14 protein-coding genes are annotated in these 16,479 nt (G+C 64.3%); 12 read left to right on the top strand and 2 right to left on the bottom strand.

The genetic code is table 11. The features are described 5' to 3' along the window. Positions 1-234 precede the first annotated feature (234 nt). The 8 genes from BHMPCIPO_RS13315 (at position 235) to ligA (ending at position 11,583) form a co-directional block, all read left to right on the top strand. Entirely contained in the window at positions 235-1,161 is a 927-nt protein-coding gene (locus tag BHMPCIPO_RS13315) for a D-alanine--D-alanine ligase (protein ID WP_173517188.1), read from the top strand. Next, on the top strand, positions 1,149-2,099 hold the full coding sequence (ftsQ, locus tag BHMPCIPO_RS13310; RefSeq protein ID WP_173517187.1) for a cell division protein FtsQ: 951 nt from the start codon (positions 1,149-1,151) through the stop codon (positions 2,097-2,099). Before BHMPCIPO_RS13315 ends, ftsQ begins: the two co-directional genes overlap by 13 nt. Continuing rightward, the gene (gene ftsA / locus BHMPCIPO_RS13305; protein ID WP_173517186.1) at positions 2,096-3,427 is read left to right on the top strand and encodes a cell division protein FtsA; all 1,332 of its coding nucleotides are present in this window, start codon (positions 2,096-2,098) and stop codon (positions 3,425-3,427) included. Before ftsQ ends, ftsA begins: the two co-directional genes overlap by 4 nt. Positions 3,428-3,533: 106 nt before the next feature. Further along, positions 3,534-5,318 (top strand): cell division protein FtsZ, encoded by a 1,785-nt coding sequence (gene ftsZ / locus BHMPCIPO_RS13300; protein ID WP_173517185.1) that lies wholly within the window; start codon positions 3,534-3,536, stop codon positions 5,316-5,318. A gap of 334 nt (positions 5,319-5,652) precedes the next feature. Further along, complete coding sequence (gene lpxC / locus BHMPCIPO_RS13295) at positions 5,653-6,606, top strand: UDP-3-O-acyl-N-acetylglucosamine deacetylase (protein WP_173517184.1); 954 nt, start codon at positions 5,653-5,655, stop codon at positions 6,604-6,606. 173 nt (positions 6,607-6,779) lie between these two features. Further along, entirely contained in the window at positions 6,780-7,646 is an 867-nt protein-coding gene (locus tag BHMPCIPO_RS13290; RefSeq protein WP_173517183.1) for an outer membrane protein assembly factor BamD, read from the top strand. Positions 7,647-7,683: 37 nt separating this feature from the next. Continuing rightward, positions 7,684-9,357: a DNA repair protein RecN gene (gene recN, locus BHMPCIPO_RS13285; RefSeq protein ID WP_173517182.1), complete on the top strand. Its 1,674-nt coding sequence runs from the start codon at positions 7,684-7,686 to the stop codon at positions 9,355-9,357. 72 nt (positions 9,358-9,429) lie between these two features. Beyond that, a complete protein-coding gene (gene ligA / locus BHMPCIPO_RS13280; protein ID WP_173517181.1) occupies positions 9,430-11,583 on the top strand; it encodes an NAD-dependent DNA ligase LigA in 2,154 nt (717 codons plus the stop codon). A 148-nt stretch (positions 11,584-11,731) separates the two neighbouring features. Here ligA and BHMPCIPO_RS13275 read toward each other — a convergent pair whose 3' ends face one another. Then, complete coding sequence (locus BHMPCIPO_RS13275; RefSeq protein WP_173517180.1) at positions 11,732-12,139, bottom strand: VOC family protein; 408 nt, start codon at positions 12,137-12,139, stop codon at positions 11,732-11,734. Between the two features lie 235 nt (positions 12,140-12,374). Then, entirely contained in the window at positions 12,375-13,304 is a 930-nt protein-coding gene (locus tag BHMPCIPO_RS13270) for a LysR family transcriptional regulator (RefSeq protein ID WP_173517179.1), read from the bottom strand. 110 nt (positions 13,305-13,414) lie between these two features. Here BHMPCIPO_RS13270 and BHMPCIPO_RS13265 point away from each other — a divergent pair, with 110 nt between their 5' ends. From BHMPCIPO_RS13265 to panC, 4 genes are all read left to right on the top strand, one after another. Further along, a complete protein-coding gene (locus BHMPCIPO_RS13265) occupies positions 13,415-14,164 on the top strand; it encodes a 3-oxoacyl-ACP reductase family protein (protein WP_173517178.1) in 750 nt (249 codons plus the stop codon). Positions 14,165-14,286: 122 nt separating this feature from the next. Beyond that, positions 14,287-14,886 (top strand): NADPH-dependent F420 reductase, encoded by a 600-nt coding sequence (locus BHMPCIPO_RS13260; RefSeq protein ID WP_173517177.1) that lies wholly within the window; start codon positions 14,287-14,289, stop codon positions 14,884-14,886. A 77-nt stretch (positions 14,887-14,963) separates the two neighbouring features. Further along, on the top strand, positions 14,964-15,347 hold the full coding sequence (locus tag BHMPCIPO_RS13255; protein ID WP_173517176.1) for a VOC family protein: 384 nt from the start codon (positions 14,964-14,966) through the stop codon (positions 15,345-15,347). 256 nt (positions 15,348-15,603) lie between these two features. After that, the gene (gene panC / locus BHMPCIPO_RS13250) at positions 15,604-16,479 is read left to right on the top strand and encodes a pantoate--beta-alanine ligase (RefSeq protein ID WP_173517175.1); all 876 of its coding nucleotides are present in this window, start codon (positions 15,604-15,606) and stop codon (positions 16,477-16,479) included.

Below are 16,479 nucleotides of genomic sequence, written 5' to 3'. Positions count from 1 at the left end.
GCATTTGATTCAGGATCGCTCCGCAACCCCTTGATCTCCCGCTAAAATGCCTCGTCGTATACGCGCGTGTGCATGTGATGCGCGTTTCATTTCCCGACTAAGGTTAACGAAAGTAAACGGTTCGTTAACCATAATGACGCTCTAGTGCCCCCAATGGCGTGGTGACTCGCGAAAGCCGGAATCAGCCAGACGCAAGGAAACCTTGCGATAGTGGCGTATTGTTTGGGGGTTTGAATGAGCGGCAAGCATGTGGCTGTCCTGATGGGCGGATTTTCTTCGGAGCGACCGGTTAGCCTGTCGTCCGGGACTGCCTGCGCGGATGCCCTCGATGCCGCCGGCTACCGCGTCACCCGAATCGATGTCGATCGCAACGTTGCCGAAGTGTTGGCGGCGCTTCGCCCGGATGTCGCCTTCAATGCTCTTCACGGCCCGTTCGGCGAGGACGGCACGATCCAGGGCATCCTCGAATATCTGGAAATTCCCTACACCCATTCCGGCGTACTCGCCTCGGCGCTCGCCATGGACAAGGCCCAGGCGAAGCACGTCGCGGCTGCCGCCGGCATTCCGGTGGCGGAGGCGCAGGTGATGGATCGCCACGCGTTTGGTCCGAAGCATCCGATGAAGCCGCCCTATGTCGTCAAGCCGGTCCGCGAGGGCTCGAGCTTCGGCGTCGTCATCGTCAAGGAAGATCAGTCCCATCCGCCGCAGGTGGTGACTTCGAGCGAATGGCGCTACGGCGACCGAATCATGGTCGAGCGTTATGTCGCCGGTCGCGAACTGACCTGTGGCGTCATGGGCGATCGGGCGCTCGGCGTCACCGAGATCATCCCGCAGGGCCATGCCTTCTACGATTACGACTCCAAGTACGTAAAAGGCGGTTCTCGCCACGTCATTCCGGCACAGATTTCACCAAATATTTACCAAAAAATACAAACACTCGCTCTGAAGGCGCATCAGGCAATCGGTTGCCGCGGCGTCAGCCGATCCGACTTTCGTTTCGATGACAGTTCCTCCGGTGAGGGCGAGCTGATCTGGCTGGAAATCAACACCCAGCCCGGCATGACGCCAACCTCCCTGGTGCCCGAGATGGCCGCGCATGCCGGCTATGGCTTCGGCGAGTTTTTGAGTTGGATGGTGGAGGAAGCGTCGTGTTTGCGTTGAGGGGCAGAAGGGGCAGGAGGGTTCGTCACCTCGATGGCGCTGCAGCCGTCGATGTGGACGGCGGCCGCGTACTGCCGCGCCCGCTCCGCCGGGTCGTGCGTTTCCTCGTCAGCCTCGGAACCGGCCGTATTCGCTTCCCGGCGCATACGGGCACGGTCTCGGCGATCGCGTTCTTCGCGGCGACCGGCTTCTACGGCATGTCGCTCGGCGGACACACGCAGAATTTCGCCCAGGTCTCGACCACGGCTGCGGGCTTCGCCATCGAAGACGTCAAGGTTTCCGGCAACGAGCAGACCTCCGAGATCGACATCCTCCAGCAGCTCGGCCTCGACGGCACGACGTCGCTGGTGGCGCTCGACATTGCCGAGGCGCGCAAGCTGATCGCCGAATTGCCCTGGGTGCAGGGTGTCACCGTCCGCAAGGTCTATCCGGGCACGATCGAGGTCAACCTGACCGAGCGCAAGGCCTTCGGCATCTGGCAGCACGGTTCCGATCTTTCGCTGATCGAAAGAAGCGGCAGCGTGATCGCGCCCCTGCGCGACAACAAGTTCGCGGCCTTGCCGCTGTTCGTCGGCCGCGATGCCGAAACGGCGGCTGCCGATTTCTACGACGAGTTTTCCCGCTGGCCGGAGATCCGCTCGCGGGTGAAGGCCTTCGTCCGCGTCGCCGGTCGCCGCTGGGACCTGCGCCTCGACAACGGCATCGTCGTCAAGTTGCCGGAGCACGACGTCGCACGCGCGATGCAGGTGCTCTCCGACATGGAAAGCCAGCACCAGCTCCTCGAGCGCGACATCGCTGCCGTGGATCTGAGGCTTGAGGATCGAACCACAGTTCAGTTGACGCCGGATGCAGTCGCCCGGCGCGAGGTTGCCTTGAAGGCGAGGGACAAAATGCTGAAGGCGCAGGAGACCGAGAAGAAGAAAGAGGGCCGCATATGAGTCTGTTCGGTTCCTCCAGCTTTGGCCTGCCGCGCCTGAAGCCGCTTTCTTCGAAGCGGTCTCATGTCGTCTCGGTGCTGGATATCGGTTCGACCAAGGTGGTCTGCATGATCGGCCGGCTGACGCCGCGCGCCGAGAGCCAGATCCTCCCGAACCGCACCCACAACGTCGAAATCATCGGCATCGGCCATCAGAAGTCGCGGGGCGTCAAGAACGGCGTCGTCGCCGATCTCGATGCGGTCGAAAGCGTCGTGCGGCTGGCGGTGGATGCGGCCGAGCGTATGGCCGGCCTTACCATCGACAGCCTGATCGTCAACGTTTCGGCCGGCCGGCTGCAGAGCGACGTCTACACCGCGACGATCGATCTCGGCGGCCAGGAAGTCGACGCCAACGATTTGCGCAAGGTTCTGTCGGCCGCCGGCCAGCAGTCGCTGCGCTCCGACCGGGCCATCCTGCACTCGCTGCCGACGGGCTTCTCGCTCGATGGCGAACGCGGCATCCGTGATCCGCTCGCCATGTTCGGCGACGTTCTCGGCGTCGACATGCATGTGCTGACGGCCGAACGGGCGGCGCTGAAGAACCTGGAACTCTGCGTCAACCGCGCGCACCTCTCGGTCGAGGGCATGGTGGCGACCCCCTATGCCAGCGGTCTTGCCGCGCTCGTCGACGACGAGGTCGAACTCGGCTGCGCCGCGATCGACATGGGCGGCGGCACGACGACGATCTCGGTTTTCGCCGAAGGCAAGCTCGTCCATGCCGACGCCGTCAGCCTCGGCGGCCATCATGTCACGACGGATCTGGCGCGCGGTCTTTCGACCCGCATCGAGGACGCCGAGCGGCTGAAGGTCGTGCACGGCTCGGCGCTGCCGAACAGCGCCGACGAGCGCGACATCGTCTCGGTTCCGCCGATCGGCGAGGACGACCGCGACCAGCCGACGCACGTGCCGCGCGCGCTCGTCTCGCGCATCGTGCGCGCCCGCATCGAAGAGACGCTGGAACTCATCCGCGATCGCATCCAGCGCTCGGGCTTCAGTCCGATCGTCGGCAAGCGCATCGTTCTGACGGGCGGCGCAAGCCAGCTCACGGGCCTGCCGGAAGCGGCGCGCCGCATCCTCGCCCGCAATGTTCGCATCGGCCGTCCGCTCGGGGTTTCCGGGCTGCCGGCGGCCGCCAAGGGCCCGGCCTTCTCCACGGCGGTCGGCCTGATGATCTATCCGCAGGTCGCCGACCTCGAGACCCATGCCTCCCACGGCGGCATGTTCGCGGGGCTCGGCGCCGGCAACGGCCGCATCGCCCGCATGGGCCAATGGCTGAAGGAGAGCTTTTGAGTACCGTTCGGCGCCGACAGGAATGGTGCCGGACGAAGACAAACTAAGACTTTGAGAGATTTGGCCGGCTCGGCAAGGCGGCCAGAAAACAGAAGGAACGGGTACAATGACTATCAACTTGCAGAAGCCGGATATCACGGAGCTGAAGCCGCGCATCACCGTCTTTGGTGTGGGTGGCGGTGGCGGCAACGCCGTCAACAACATGATCACCGCAGGCCTCCAGGGCGTCGATTTCGTCGTCGCCAATACCGACGCCCAGGCGCTGACCATGACCAAGGCCGAGCGGATCATCCAGATGGGCGTCGCCGTCACCGAAGGTCTCGGCGCCGGTTCGCAGCCGGAAGTCGGCCGTGCGGCCGCCGAAGAGTGCATCGATGAGATCATCGACCACCTGAACGGCACCCATATGTGCTTCGTCACCGCCGGCATGGGCGGCGGCACCGGCACGGGTGCAGCCCCGATCGTCGCCCAGGCCGCCCGCAACAAGGGCATCCTGACCGTCGGCGTCGTCACCAAGCCGTTCCACTTCGAAGGCGCGCGCCGCATGCGGCTTGCCGACCAGGGCATTGCCGAACTGCAAAAGTCGGTCGACACCCTGATCGTCATCCCGAACCAGAATCTCTTCCGTATCGCCAACGACCGCACGACCTTCGCGGACGCCTTCGCGATGGCCGACCAGGTTCTCTATTCGGGCGTTGCCTGCATCACCGACCTCATGGTCAAGGAAGGCCTCATCAACCTCGACTTCGCCGACGTCCGCTCGGTGATGCGTGAAATGGGCCGCGCGATGATGGGTACCGGCGAAGCTTCGGGTGAAGGCCGCGCACTGGCCGCTGCCGAAGCCGCGATCGCCAACCCGCTGCTCGACGAGACCTCGATGAAGGGCGCCCAGGGCCTGCTGATCTCGATCACCGGCGGCCGCGACCTGACGCTGTTCGAACTCGACGAAGCTGCAACCCGTATTCGCGAAGAAGTCGACCCGGATGCCAACATCATCCTCGGCGCGACGTTCGACGAAGAACTCGAAGGCCTGATCCGCGTCTCGGTCGTCGCCACCGGCATCGACCGCACGGCCGCGGAGGTGGCGGGCCGTTCCGCCGACTTTCGTCCGGTAGCGTCCAAGCCGGCCGTTCGTCCGTCCGCCGCCATTCCTGCCCAGCAGCCGCAGCCGGTTGCCCAGCACCAGCCGGCCCCGGTTCACCAGCCGGTCATGCAGCAGCCCGTCGCCCAGCCGGCGCAGCAGCCGGTGCAGCAGCAGCCATCCGTCGATCACATCGCCGCTGCCATCCGCGAAGCCGAAATGGAGCGGGAACTGGACATCGCGACCCGCGCCGCACAGGCTCCGGCTCCGGTTCAGCCGACGCATGAGGAAAACTTCCGTCCCCAGAGCAAGCTTTTCGCCGGTGCAGCACCGGTAGAGGCCGCTCCGGTGATGCGCCAGCCGCAGCCGCAGATGCAGCCGGCTCAGCCTCAGCCCCAGCCGCAGCCGGTGATGCGCCAGGAGCCCGTTGCTCCGGTCATGCGCCAGCAGCCGGAACAGGTTCGCATGCCGAAGGTCGAAGACTTTCCGCCGGTCGTGAAGGCCGAGATGGACCGCCGCGCCCAGCCGGCAGCGCCGATCGCGGAAGAGCGTGGCCCGATGGGTCTCCTCAACCGCATCACCAGCTCGCTGGGCCTGCGTGAGCGCGAGCAGACCCCCGCGGCAGCCGACATGACGGCTTCCGCACCGAGTGCTGCTTCCCAGCAGCGCCGGCCGCTCTCGCCGGAAGCGAGCCTCTATGCGCCGCGTCGCGGCCAGCTTGACGATCACGGTCGCGTTTCGCCGCAGGCGCGCCCGCACGAAGATGATCAGCTCGAAATCCCGGCGTTCCTGCGCCGTCAGTCGAACTGATTGGAAGGCCCGTACCTTCACCTTGCCGAATGCCCGGGCAACTGCCCGGGCATTTTTGCATTTTCTTCATCATTTCAGATGTTTGAATCAATGTTACGGACCGTCGCAAATGCGTAACAAAGCGAAACGAACAGTGATTTGGAATGGTGCCTCCAAACTCTTATTTTCAGACTTGGAATTGGGGACGCATGCGATTCGATCAAGCGCTGTCTGTTCGGAACGCAGAGGATCGGACTTTGTGCCGAGACTCTCGGACGCCTTGTTTGTGCCCTGAAGTTTGCTGCGTCCGCCAGCGGGTTTTGGCCATCGGCCACAGGTATTGAAAGTGACGAGAATGGGAATCGAATTGCTCGGGTTTCAGACGACGATTGCAAGCCCGGTAACGCTCAAGGGAATTGGCGTTCACTCCGGTGCGGAAGTGTCGATCACCTTCCATCCGGCGGAAGCGGATGCGGGCATCGTTTTCCAGCGCGTTCTGGCCAATGGCCGGGTCTGCGAATACAAGGCGGTTTCCTCGCAGGTCGGCAACACCGATCTCTGCACCGTTCTCGGCATGTCGCCGGCAGCGTCGATCGCCACGATCGAGCACGTGATGGCCGCGATCTACGCGCTCGGCCTCGACAACCTGACGATCGAAGTGCACGGCGCCGAAATGCCGATCATGGACGGCAGCTCCGAACCCTTCATCGACGCGATCGAGCAGGTGGGCGTTCGCGCCCTTGCGGTCAAGCGCCGCTACATCCGCATCATTAAGCCGGTGCGCATCGAATCGGGCGCCTCCTGGTCGGAGTTCACGCCGTATGACGGCATGCGCTTCGAGGTCGAAATCGACTTCGATTCCCCGCTGATCGGCCGCCAGTCCTGGAAGGGCGACATGACGCCGTCGGTCTTCAAGCGCGAACTGTCGCGCGCCCGCACCTTCGGCTTCATGCGTGACGTCGAGCGGCTCTGGGCCGCCGGTTTTGCGCTCGGCTCCTCGCTCGAAAACTCGGTCGTCATTTCCGACGACAACACGGTGATCAACGTCGAGGGCCTGCGTTACACCGACGAATTCGTTCGTCACAAGACGCTCGACGCGGTCGGCGATCTCTCGCTCGCCGGCGCGCCGTTCATCGGCTGCTACCGCTCCTATCGCGGCGGCCACAAGATGAACGCCAACGCCCTGAAGGCGCTCCTCAGCGACCCGACGGCCTATGAAGTCGTCGAGACCGCGACCCCGCGCCAGCGCACCCGCGCGCGCGATATGGTTGCAGTTGCAGTTCCGGGCTTCGCGCCTTGGTCCGCATAACAAAAAAAGTCATCATCTCCTCCAGTCGCCGGCCGAAAGGCCGGCATTTTCATGATAGGGCCGCCACAAATTTGCATGAATCACCGATCATGACGTTGCGGTCTCAAGGTAACTTGCTCTAAAAGCGCATGTCTGGCGGGGTCCATGCCCCCAGAGTGGAACGGGAATATCCGATGGTTCTTGCAGTTTCTGTTGATCTGAGAAAATCAGCGCGCGTCGTCGCCGTGATCGTCGCGGCCATTGCCGGCAGCGCCCTGATTACCGCCTGCCAGAACGATCCGGATATCGACATCACCAAGCTGACGGCGGAGACGGATCCGCCGGAAGTGCTCTACAATCAGGGCCTTGCCAACCTCAATGCAGGCAAGACGACGGAAGCGTCGCGCAAGTTCGAAGCGCTCGACCGCCAGCATCCGTTCTCGGAATATGCCCGCAAGGCGCTGGTCATGAACGCCTTCGTTTCCTACCGGAACGGCCAATACCAGGACGCGATCAACGCCACCGGTCGTTACCTCAATCTCTATCCCCAGTCGGAAGACGCGGCCTATGCGCAGTACATCCAGGGGCTGGCCTATACCAAGCAGATCCCCGCGGTGACGCAGGACCAGAAGCCGGCGCTGAAGGCGATCGAGGCCATGCAGGCGGTCGTCGACCGCTACCCGGACTCCGAATATGTCGATGACGCCAAGTCGAAGATCCGCTTTGCCCGCGACCAGCTCGCCGGCAAGGAGATGCAGGTCGGCCGCTACTATCTCGAGCGCAAGGAATATCTCGCGGCGGTATCGCGTTTCCGCGTCGTCATCGAGCAGTACCCGAACACCAACCAGGTGGAAGAGGCGCTGGCGCGTCTGACCGAGGCCTATTACGCGATGGGCGTGACCCAGGAGGCGCAGACCGCTGCCGCCGTTCTCGGCCACAACTATCCCGACAGCCAGTGGTACGCCGATTCCTTCAAGCTGCTGCAGTCCGGCGGTTTGGAGCCGCGTGAAAGCGGCAACTCCTGGATTTCGCGCGCTGCCAAGAACCTCATCGGCGCCTGATCCTTATCGGCGCCCGTCAAGGAAGATACGAACCCGGATGCTCGCCCAGCTTTCGATCCGCGATATCGTCCTGATTGAACGGCTTGATCTGGCTTTCGACGCCGGGCTCTCGGTGCTGACCGGTGAAACCGGTGCCGGCAAATCCATCCTGCTCGACAGCCTGTCGCTGGCCCTTGGCGGCCGCGGCGACGGTTCGCTGGTGCGCCACGGCTCGGACAAGGGACAAGTGACGGCGGTCTTCGACGTGCCCGCCGGCCATTCGGCGCGGCTGATGCTCAACGAGAACGGCATCGACGATGATGGCGACCTGATCTTCCGTCGCGTCCAATCGGCGGACGGCCGCACCAAGGCCTATGTCAACGACCAGCCGATCAGTGTCCAGCTCATGCGCCAGCTCGGGCAGACGCTCGTCGAGATACACGGGCAGCACGACGACCGTGCGCTTGTCGACATCGACGCGCACCGTACATTGCTCGACGCCTTCGGCGGCACCTCCGACGAGGCGCAACATGTCGGCAATCTCTTCCGGGCCTGGAAGGACGCCGAGCGCGGCTTGAAGAAGCATCGCGAACGCGTCGAGGCTGCCGCGCGCGAGGCGGATTTCCTGCGTTCCTCGGTCGAGGAGCTGGAAAAGCTCAATCCCCGCGACGGCGAAGAGGACGAACTTGCCGAGAAGCGGGCGCGGATGATGAAATCCGAGCGCATCGCCGGCGACATCAGCGAGGCCTCGGAGTTCCTGAACGGCAATGCGTCCCCGGTTCCGCTGATCGCGTCGCTGGTGCGTCGCCTGGAGCGCAAGAGCCACGAGGCGCCGGGCCTGCTCGAAGAGACGGTGGAGCTGCTCGACGGTGCGCTGAACCAGCTCTCCGATGCGCAGATGGCTGTCGAGCGTGCGCTTCGCAACACCGAATTCGACCCGAAGGAGCTGGAGCGGGTGGAGGAGCGGCTGTTCGCGCTGCGTGCCGCCAGCCGCAAATACTCGGTTCCGGTGACCGAGCTGCCGGCACTCGCCGTGCGCATGATTTCCGATCTTGCCGATCTCGATGCCGGCGAGGAAAGGCTGAAACAGCTCGAAGGCCAGGTCGGCGTCGCCAAGGCGGCTTTCGACGCGTCGGCGCGCTCGCTCTCGGAAAAGCGCCACCGCACGGCGTCGGCGCTTTCCGCCGCGGTCATGGCCGAGCTGCCGGCGCTGAAGCTCGAACGCGCACGCTTCATGGTGGAAGTCGCAAGCGATCCGGCGCAGGCGACGGCCGAAGGCATCGATCTCGTCGAGTTCCACGTGCAGACCAATCCGGGTACGCGGCCGGGGCCGATCATGAAGGTCGCCTCGGGCGGCGAGCTCTCGCGCTTCCTGCTGGCGCTGAAGGTGGCGCTTGCCGATCGCGGCTCGGCGCCGACGCTCGTCTTCGACGAAATCGACACCGGTGTCGGCGGTGCGGTGGCCGATGCCATCGGCCAGCGGCTGAAGCGGCTTTCGAGCACCGTCCAGGTGCTCTCCGTCACCCACGCGCCGCAGGTGGCCGCGCGCGCCGCGACGCATCTCCTGATCTCCAAGGGTCCGTCGGCCGAGAAGGCCGAGACGATCTCCACCCGCGTCGCCCGCATGGACGACAAGGCACGCACCGAGGAGATCGCCCGCATGCTGGCCGGCGCCTCGATCACCGAAGAGGCGAGGGCGGCAGCGGCGCGCCTGCTCTCGGGGAACGGTTAGCGCCAGCGGCGTTGCTCTTTTCTTTCCCGATAGTTGCTCTACAAAACGACTCCGAATCCGGAGTCGTCGCGCATGTCCAAAGAATTGAAACCCGTCGAGAATCTCAACGAAACGGAAGCGGCCGAAGAGCTCGCTTTTCTCGCCGCCGAGCTCGCCCGTCACGATGCGCTCTATCACGGTGAGGACGCGCCGGAGATTTCGGATGCGGACTATGATGCGCTGAAGCGGCGCAACGATGCGATCGAGGCGCGTTTTCCGGCGCTCGTCCGCGAGGACAGCCCGTCGAAGAAGGTGGGGGCGGCGCCTTCGCTCACCTTCCAGCCGGTCGTGCACGCCCGGCCGATGCTGTCGCTCGACAATACCTTTTCGGATGAGGACGCGCGCGATTTCGTGGCGTCGGTCTATCGCTTCCTCGGGCAGCTTCCGGACCATTCGATCGCGTTTACCGCGGAGCCGAAGATCGACGGCCTCTCCATGTCGCTGCGCTACGAAAACCGCCGGCTGGTAACGGCTGCGACCCGCGGCGACGGCACGACCGGCGAAAACGTCACGGCCAATATCCGCACCATCGGCATGATCCCGCAGACACTGCCGGCGGGCGCCCCCGATATCGTCGAGGTGCGCGGCGAGGTCTACATGGCGAAATCGGACTTTGCCGCGCTCAACGCCGAGATGGCGGCGCTCGGCAAGCCGCTCTACGTCAATCCGCGCAACACCGCCTCCGGCTCGCTGCGCCAGCTTGACGCCAAGGTGACCGCCAGCCGCAAGCTGCGCTTCTTCGCCTATGCCTGGGGCGAGATGTCGGCGATGCCGGCCGAGACGCAAATGGGCATGGTCGAGGTGTTCAAGTCCTGGGGCTTCCCCGTCAACCCGCTGATGCAGCGGCTCTCCTCGGCCGATGCGCTGCTCGAACACTATCACCACATCGAGCGCGAGCGGCCGGATCTCGACTATGATATCGACGGCGTTGTCTACAAGGTCGACCGGCTCGACCTGCAGGCGCGCCTCGGCTTCCGCTCGCGCTCGCCGCGCTGGGCGACGGCGCACAAGTTCCCAGCCGAACAGGCCTTTACCCGGCTGACGGCGATCGACATCCAGGTCGGCCGCACCGGCGCGCTGACACCCGTCGCACGCCTTGAGCCGATCACGGTGGGCGGCGTTGTCGTCACCAATGCGACGCTGCACAACGAGGATTACATCAAGGGCCTCGGTAACAGCGGTGAGCCGATTCGCGAGGGCAGGGACATTCGCATCGGCGACATGGTGATCGTGCAGCGCGCCGGCGACGTCATCCCGCAGATCGTCGACGTCGTCATGGACGAGCGCAAGGAAGGCGCCGAGCCCTATCGCTTCCCGACCACGTGCCCGGTCTGCGGCAGCCATGCGGTGCGCGACATCAACGAGAAGACCGGCAAGATCGATGCGGTGCGCCGCTGCACCGGCGGTTTCGTCTGCCGCGCACAAGCGGTCGAGCACCTGAAGCATTTCGTCTCGCGCAACGCCTACGACATCGAGGGCCTCGGTTCCAAGCAGATCGAGTTCTTCTTTGAAAGCGAGGATCCGACGCTGTCGATCCGCACCGCGCCCGATATCTTCACGCTGGAAAAGCGCCAGGCGGGTTCGCTGACCAAGCTCGAAAACATCGAGGGTTTCGGCAAGGTCAGCGTGCGCAAGCTCTACGAGGCGATCAATACGCGCCGCTCGATCGCGCTTCACCGCTTCATCTACGCGCTCGGCATCCGCCATGTGGGCGAGACGACGGCGAAGCTGTTGGCGCGCTCCTACGGCAGCTACGAGCACTTTCGTGCGGCGATGAGCGAGGCGGCGAACTACTCGGGCGACGCCTGGAACGAACTCAACAGCATCGACGGCATCGGCGAAGTCGTCGCCCGCGCGATCGTCGAGTTCTACAAGGAGCCGCGCAACCTCGAAGTGGTGACCCGCCTGCTGTCGGAAGTGACGCCGGAGGCGGCGGAAGCGCCGGTTGCGTCCGACAGCCCGGTTGCCGGCAAGACCGTGGTCTTCACCGGCTCGCTCGAAAAGATGACGCGCGACGAGGCCAAGGCGAAGGCCGAAAGCCTCGGCGCCAAGGTCGCCGGTTCGGTGTCGAAGAAGACCGACATCGTCGTCGCAGGGCCGGGCGCCGGCTCCAAGCTCGACAAGGCCCGCGAGCTCGGCGTCCAGACCATGGACGAGGAGGAGTGGCTGGCGCTGATTGGCGGGTAGGCGGCGCTTCTGGATTGAGTTTTTTTCGCGGCGCGGATGCCGCGCGGAAGACATCATAGATGTTCCGGGTTTGACTTCTGACGTTGCTGTCGCACAAAAAATCCGCCCGGTGGCGCCGGGCGGTCTCTTATCTGCAGTGATATGGCGATCAGCCCTGCTGCTGAGCCGCTTCCTGGTCCATCCACATGAATTCCCAGACGTGGCCGTCGAGGTCCTGGAAGGAGATGCCGTACATGAAGCCGTAGTCGAGCGCCGGTTTCCAGGGCTTGGCGCCGGCGGCGAGCGCCTTGGCGAGCATGTCGTCGCACTCGGCGCGGCTCGATGCAGAAAGGGCGGTGATGACTTCGGTGCCCTTCTTCGCGTCGCTGATCTCGCCGGTGATGAAGTCGCGGAACTTCGGCTCGGTCAGGAGCATGACGAAGATGTTGTCCGAGATCACCGTGCAGGCGGCGGTGTCGTCGGAGAACTGCTCGTTGAAGGTGAAGCCGAGCGCGGCGAAGAACGCACGCGAGGCCTTCAGATCCTTGACGGGCAGGTTTACGAAAATCATGCGCATGAAATGCTCCTTGGGAATGGATTTTGTGTTTGACGGATTAGATCACTTCATTGTTTCCGTGAAACCACGAAAAGACCTAACACTTTGAAATTACGCAATTCCGAACGAAAGAACCGGTTCACGCTTCTTCCGGAACTGCCCTAAGGACGAATGCCGGTCGACGATCCCGACATCGGCTCGAAACTTTTTTCGGGGCTGGCGGATATCGGGTGCAGCCTTGGGCTTTCAAGCGCCCTCAGCCGAGGCTGCCGGCGAAGCGCTCCGCCAGTTTATGGCGGCGGAAATGCTCGGCGACGAAGTCCACGAAGACGCGCGTCTTGGCCGGAAGCAGCGTGCGGCTCGAATAGTAGATCGAGATCGGCCCTGCATCGGCGTACCATTTCGGTGCCAGGCGGAGGAGGGCACCGGAGGCAAGATGCGGCAGCGCATCGGGCACGGTTATCAGCGTCACGCCAAGACCGAGGATTGCGGCCTCGCGCATGGCGGCGGGGTCGTTGACGACGATCGTCTCCTTCGGGGCCGCGGCCATCTCCTCGCCGGCGGCGTTGCGCATCGTCCAGCAGCGGATGCGCCCGGTGCGACTCGACCGCATGACGATGCCATCGAGTGCGGCAAGGCCAGCGGGATCGAAGGGCATCGTCCGGCTTGCCATATAGGTAGGGGAGGCGACGGCGATGATATGCGCCGGCGCGAGCACGCGCGAGACGATGCCGGGCGAAAGCTCGAAGCCGCCGCCAATCGCCGCGTCGAAGCCTTCGGCGACGAGGTCCACCTGGCGGTTGTCGAACTGCCAGTCGATGCGGATCGCCGGATATTTTTCGAGAAAGGCCGGCAGCAGCGGCAAGATATGAGCGGTGCCGAAGGTGGGGCTGAGACTGACCTTAAGTATGCCGGCCGGCTCGCCTTTCTCGCCGGATATGCCGGTAATGGCGCTTTGCAGACCGTCGAGATTGTCGCGGATCGCCGCGAGGAAACGCTCGCCTTCCTCCGTCAACGTCAGCTTGCGGGTCGAGCGGTGAAACAGCCTGACGCCGAGATTGCGCTCGAGCATCGCGACATTGCGGCTGACGGCCGCCGGTGTGAGGCCGAGCCGCCGCGCCGCGCCGGAAAAGCCGCCATGCTCGGCGCTGCGGGCGAAGGACTCGAGATTGGCGAGAGTTTCCATTCTGTGATATTCAAGTGATCATTGAAGATGATGAAAGCGATTGCCGACTTATATTAGCGGAATGAAATGGCAATATCCACTCCATCGAAACCTGGAATGGAGTGAACGTCATGTCTGAGAACAAATCCCTCACAGGCAAGGTCGCCCTCGTAACCGGCGGCTCGCGCTCGATCGGTGCTGCGGTCGCGAAGCGCCTCGCAAGTGACGGTGCCGCCGTCGCCATCACCTATCACGGCTCACCGGAAAAGGCGGGTGCGGTCGTTGCCGATATCGAAGCTGCGGGTGGCCGGGCCCTGGCGATCAAGGCGGATGCCGGCGATGCCGCCGCCGTGCGCGCCGCCGTTACCGAAACCTTCAAGGCATTCGGCGGTATCGACATCCTCGTCAACAATGCCGGCATCGCGCTCGGCGGCCCGATCGAGGAAATTACCGAGACCGACTACAACAGGATGATCGCCGTCAACGTCACCGGCGTCTTCGTCGCGACACAAGAAGCGGTGCGCAACATGAAACCGGGCGGCCGCGTCATCCATATCGGCTCGTCCATGGTGCGCTATGCTGCTTTCCCGACCGCATCGCTCTACACGCTGACCAAGGGGGCAGTCGCCGGTTTCAACCGCAGCCTGGTGCGAGACCTCGGCCCGCGCGGCATCACCGTCAATACGGTTCATCCCGGCCCGACCGATACCGACATGAACCCGGATGGCGGGCCGGTCTCGAAGATCGTCGGTCCCGGCATGGCGATCGGCCGTTATGGCAAGCCGGAGGAGATCGCAAGCGTCGTCTCCTACCTCGCAAGCCCGGAAGCCGCCTTCGTTACCGGCGCCGACATCGTCGCCGACGGTGGCTTCACCGCCTGATCGAGCACGACCGATGGGCGTCGTGATCCGCTCACCGGCGGCTCGCGACGCCCCAAACCTCAATTGGCGCCAGAGCCATCGCTAAGACCGCGGGGCTGGCGTGACGACGAAGGAGATCCATCATGTCCATCGGTATCATCGGTTCCGGCAATATTGGAGCAGCCTTCGCCCGGGCGCTCGCCAGGGCATCGATTCCCGCCACCATCGCCAACAGCCGCGGACCGGAAAGCCTGCAGGCGCTCACCGACGAGCTTGCTCCCTTCATCACCGCCGGCACGCGCGAAGAGGCGGCGAGCGCCGACATCGTGCTCGTCGCGGTCAACTGGTCGAAGCTGCCGCAGGCGCTGGCGGGCTTGCCCGCGTGGAACGGCCGGATCGTCATCGACGCCAACAACCCGATCGAGGCGCCGCTGTTCAAGCCGGCGGACCTCAACGGCCGGCTGTCGAGCGAGGTCGTCGCCGATCTCGTGCCGGGCGCCCGCGTCGTCAAGGCGTTCAACCACCTACAGCCGCACCTCGTCTCCGGCGACCCGCGGGCGGAAGGCGGCCGCCGCGTGCTGTTCTTCTCCGGTGACGACGCCGCGGCGAAAGGCGAGGTGGCACGGCTGATCGACCGCCTCGGATTCTTCGGCATCGACCTCGGTCCGCTCTCCGTCGGCGGCCGGCTGGTACAATTCCCCGGCGGTCCGCTGCCGGCACTGAACCTCGTCAACTTCGGGTGAGGGCGGCGCGGATGCGCTTCCCCCGACGTCTGCAGTCGTTAAGATCGGAAGCGACAACCGCTTGATGGGAGGATCGGATGCGCTTGAACCAGGTGACAGTGACCATGCCGGACCTCGATGCCGGCTGGGCCTTCTATCGCCGGCTCGGGCTCACGCCGATCGTCGATGCCCGCCCGCGTTATGCGCGCTTCCTCTGCCCGGACGGCGGCAGCACTTTCTCGTTGCATCAAGGAGATGTGAACAGCGGCGGCACGACTGTCTATTTCGAATGCGACGATCTGGACCAAACCGTCAGCCGGCTGATCGAGGGCGGCGTTCTCTTTGCCAGCGCCCCTGAGGACAAGAGCTGGCGGTGGCGCGAGGCCGAGCTTTTCGACCCGGGCGGCAACCGCATCGTGCTCTACTTCGCAGGTGCGAACCGCACCGATCCGCCCTGGAGGCTGGACCGGGCGCCCGAGTAAAGCGTTTACTCCGCTCTCCAGCGTGGGTTGCGGGTGGCATCGCTCTCCAACCGTGACGGGCTGTCGATGGACGTCAAACACGGCCGTGCGTCATCAGGCTGTCATCAATCCGATTGTTTTTTTGCGCTGCACAAGATAGAGGTTTGCAGCCGAATTTTGTGCAAATGCCCCTTGGCGAAGCAGGTCGTCATCATCCCAAGGGGCAGGGAGCCACCGTCCTGGAGGGGTGGCCCGTCGCGGATTGGAGGGTCCGGAGATGAAGACTTTCACCACCATCGCCGAACTGCGTTCAGCGCTCGCCGAAGAACGGCGGGCGGGCAAGACGGTCGGCTTCGCGCCGACCATGGGCTATCTGCATGTCGGCCATATGGAGCTGATGCGGCGCGCGCGGGAAGAAAACGACGTCGTCGTCGCCAGCATCTTCGTCAATCCGCTGCAGTTCGGCGCAAACGAGGATCTTTCCAAATATCCGCGCGATCTCGCCCGCGACCAGGCGATGCTGGAGGAGGGGCGCGTCGACTATCTCTTCGCCCCCGGTGTCGCCGACATGTATCCGCGGCCGATGGAAACGGTGGTCGACGTGCCGACGCTTGGCAGCGAGCTCGAAGGGTCGGTCCGTCCCGGCCACTTCGCCGGTGTTGCCACCGTGGTCACCAAGCTCTTCAACATCGTCCAGCCCGACCGCGCCTATTTCGGCGAGAAGGATTTCCAGCAGTTGCAGATCATCCGCCGCATGGTCGAAGACCTGGCGCAACCGGTCACCATCATCGGCGTGCCGACGGTGCGCGAGGCCGATGGGCTCGCCTGCTCGTCGCGCAATGTCTATCTGACGGCCGAGGAGCGCCGGGCCGCGGCAATCGTGCCGAAGGCGCTGGAAGAGGCAGAGCGTCTGGTCGCGTCCGGGGTCAGCGATGTGGCGGTACTGGAAAAGGCCGTCACCGAATTTTTGGCGAGCGAGCCGCTGGCGCGGCCCGAGGTCGTCGCCGTGCGCGATCCCGAGACGCTAGAGACCATCGAAACGATCGGCGACCGGCCGGTGCTGCTGCTGCTCTTCGTCCGCTTCGGCACGACGAAGCTGCTGGACAACCGCGTGATCGCCCCGAAATCCGCGCAATTTGCAAAGGTTGCCTGA

Source organism: Ensifer sesbaniae, from assembly GCF_013283665.1.
GTDB classification, from domain to species: domain Bacteria; phylum Pseudomonadota; class Alphaproteobacteria; order Rhizobiales; family Rhizobiaceae; genus Ensifer; species Ensifer sesbaniae.
This window is presented reverse-complemented; position numbering and strand designations above follow the sequence as displayed.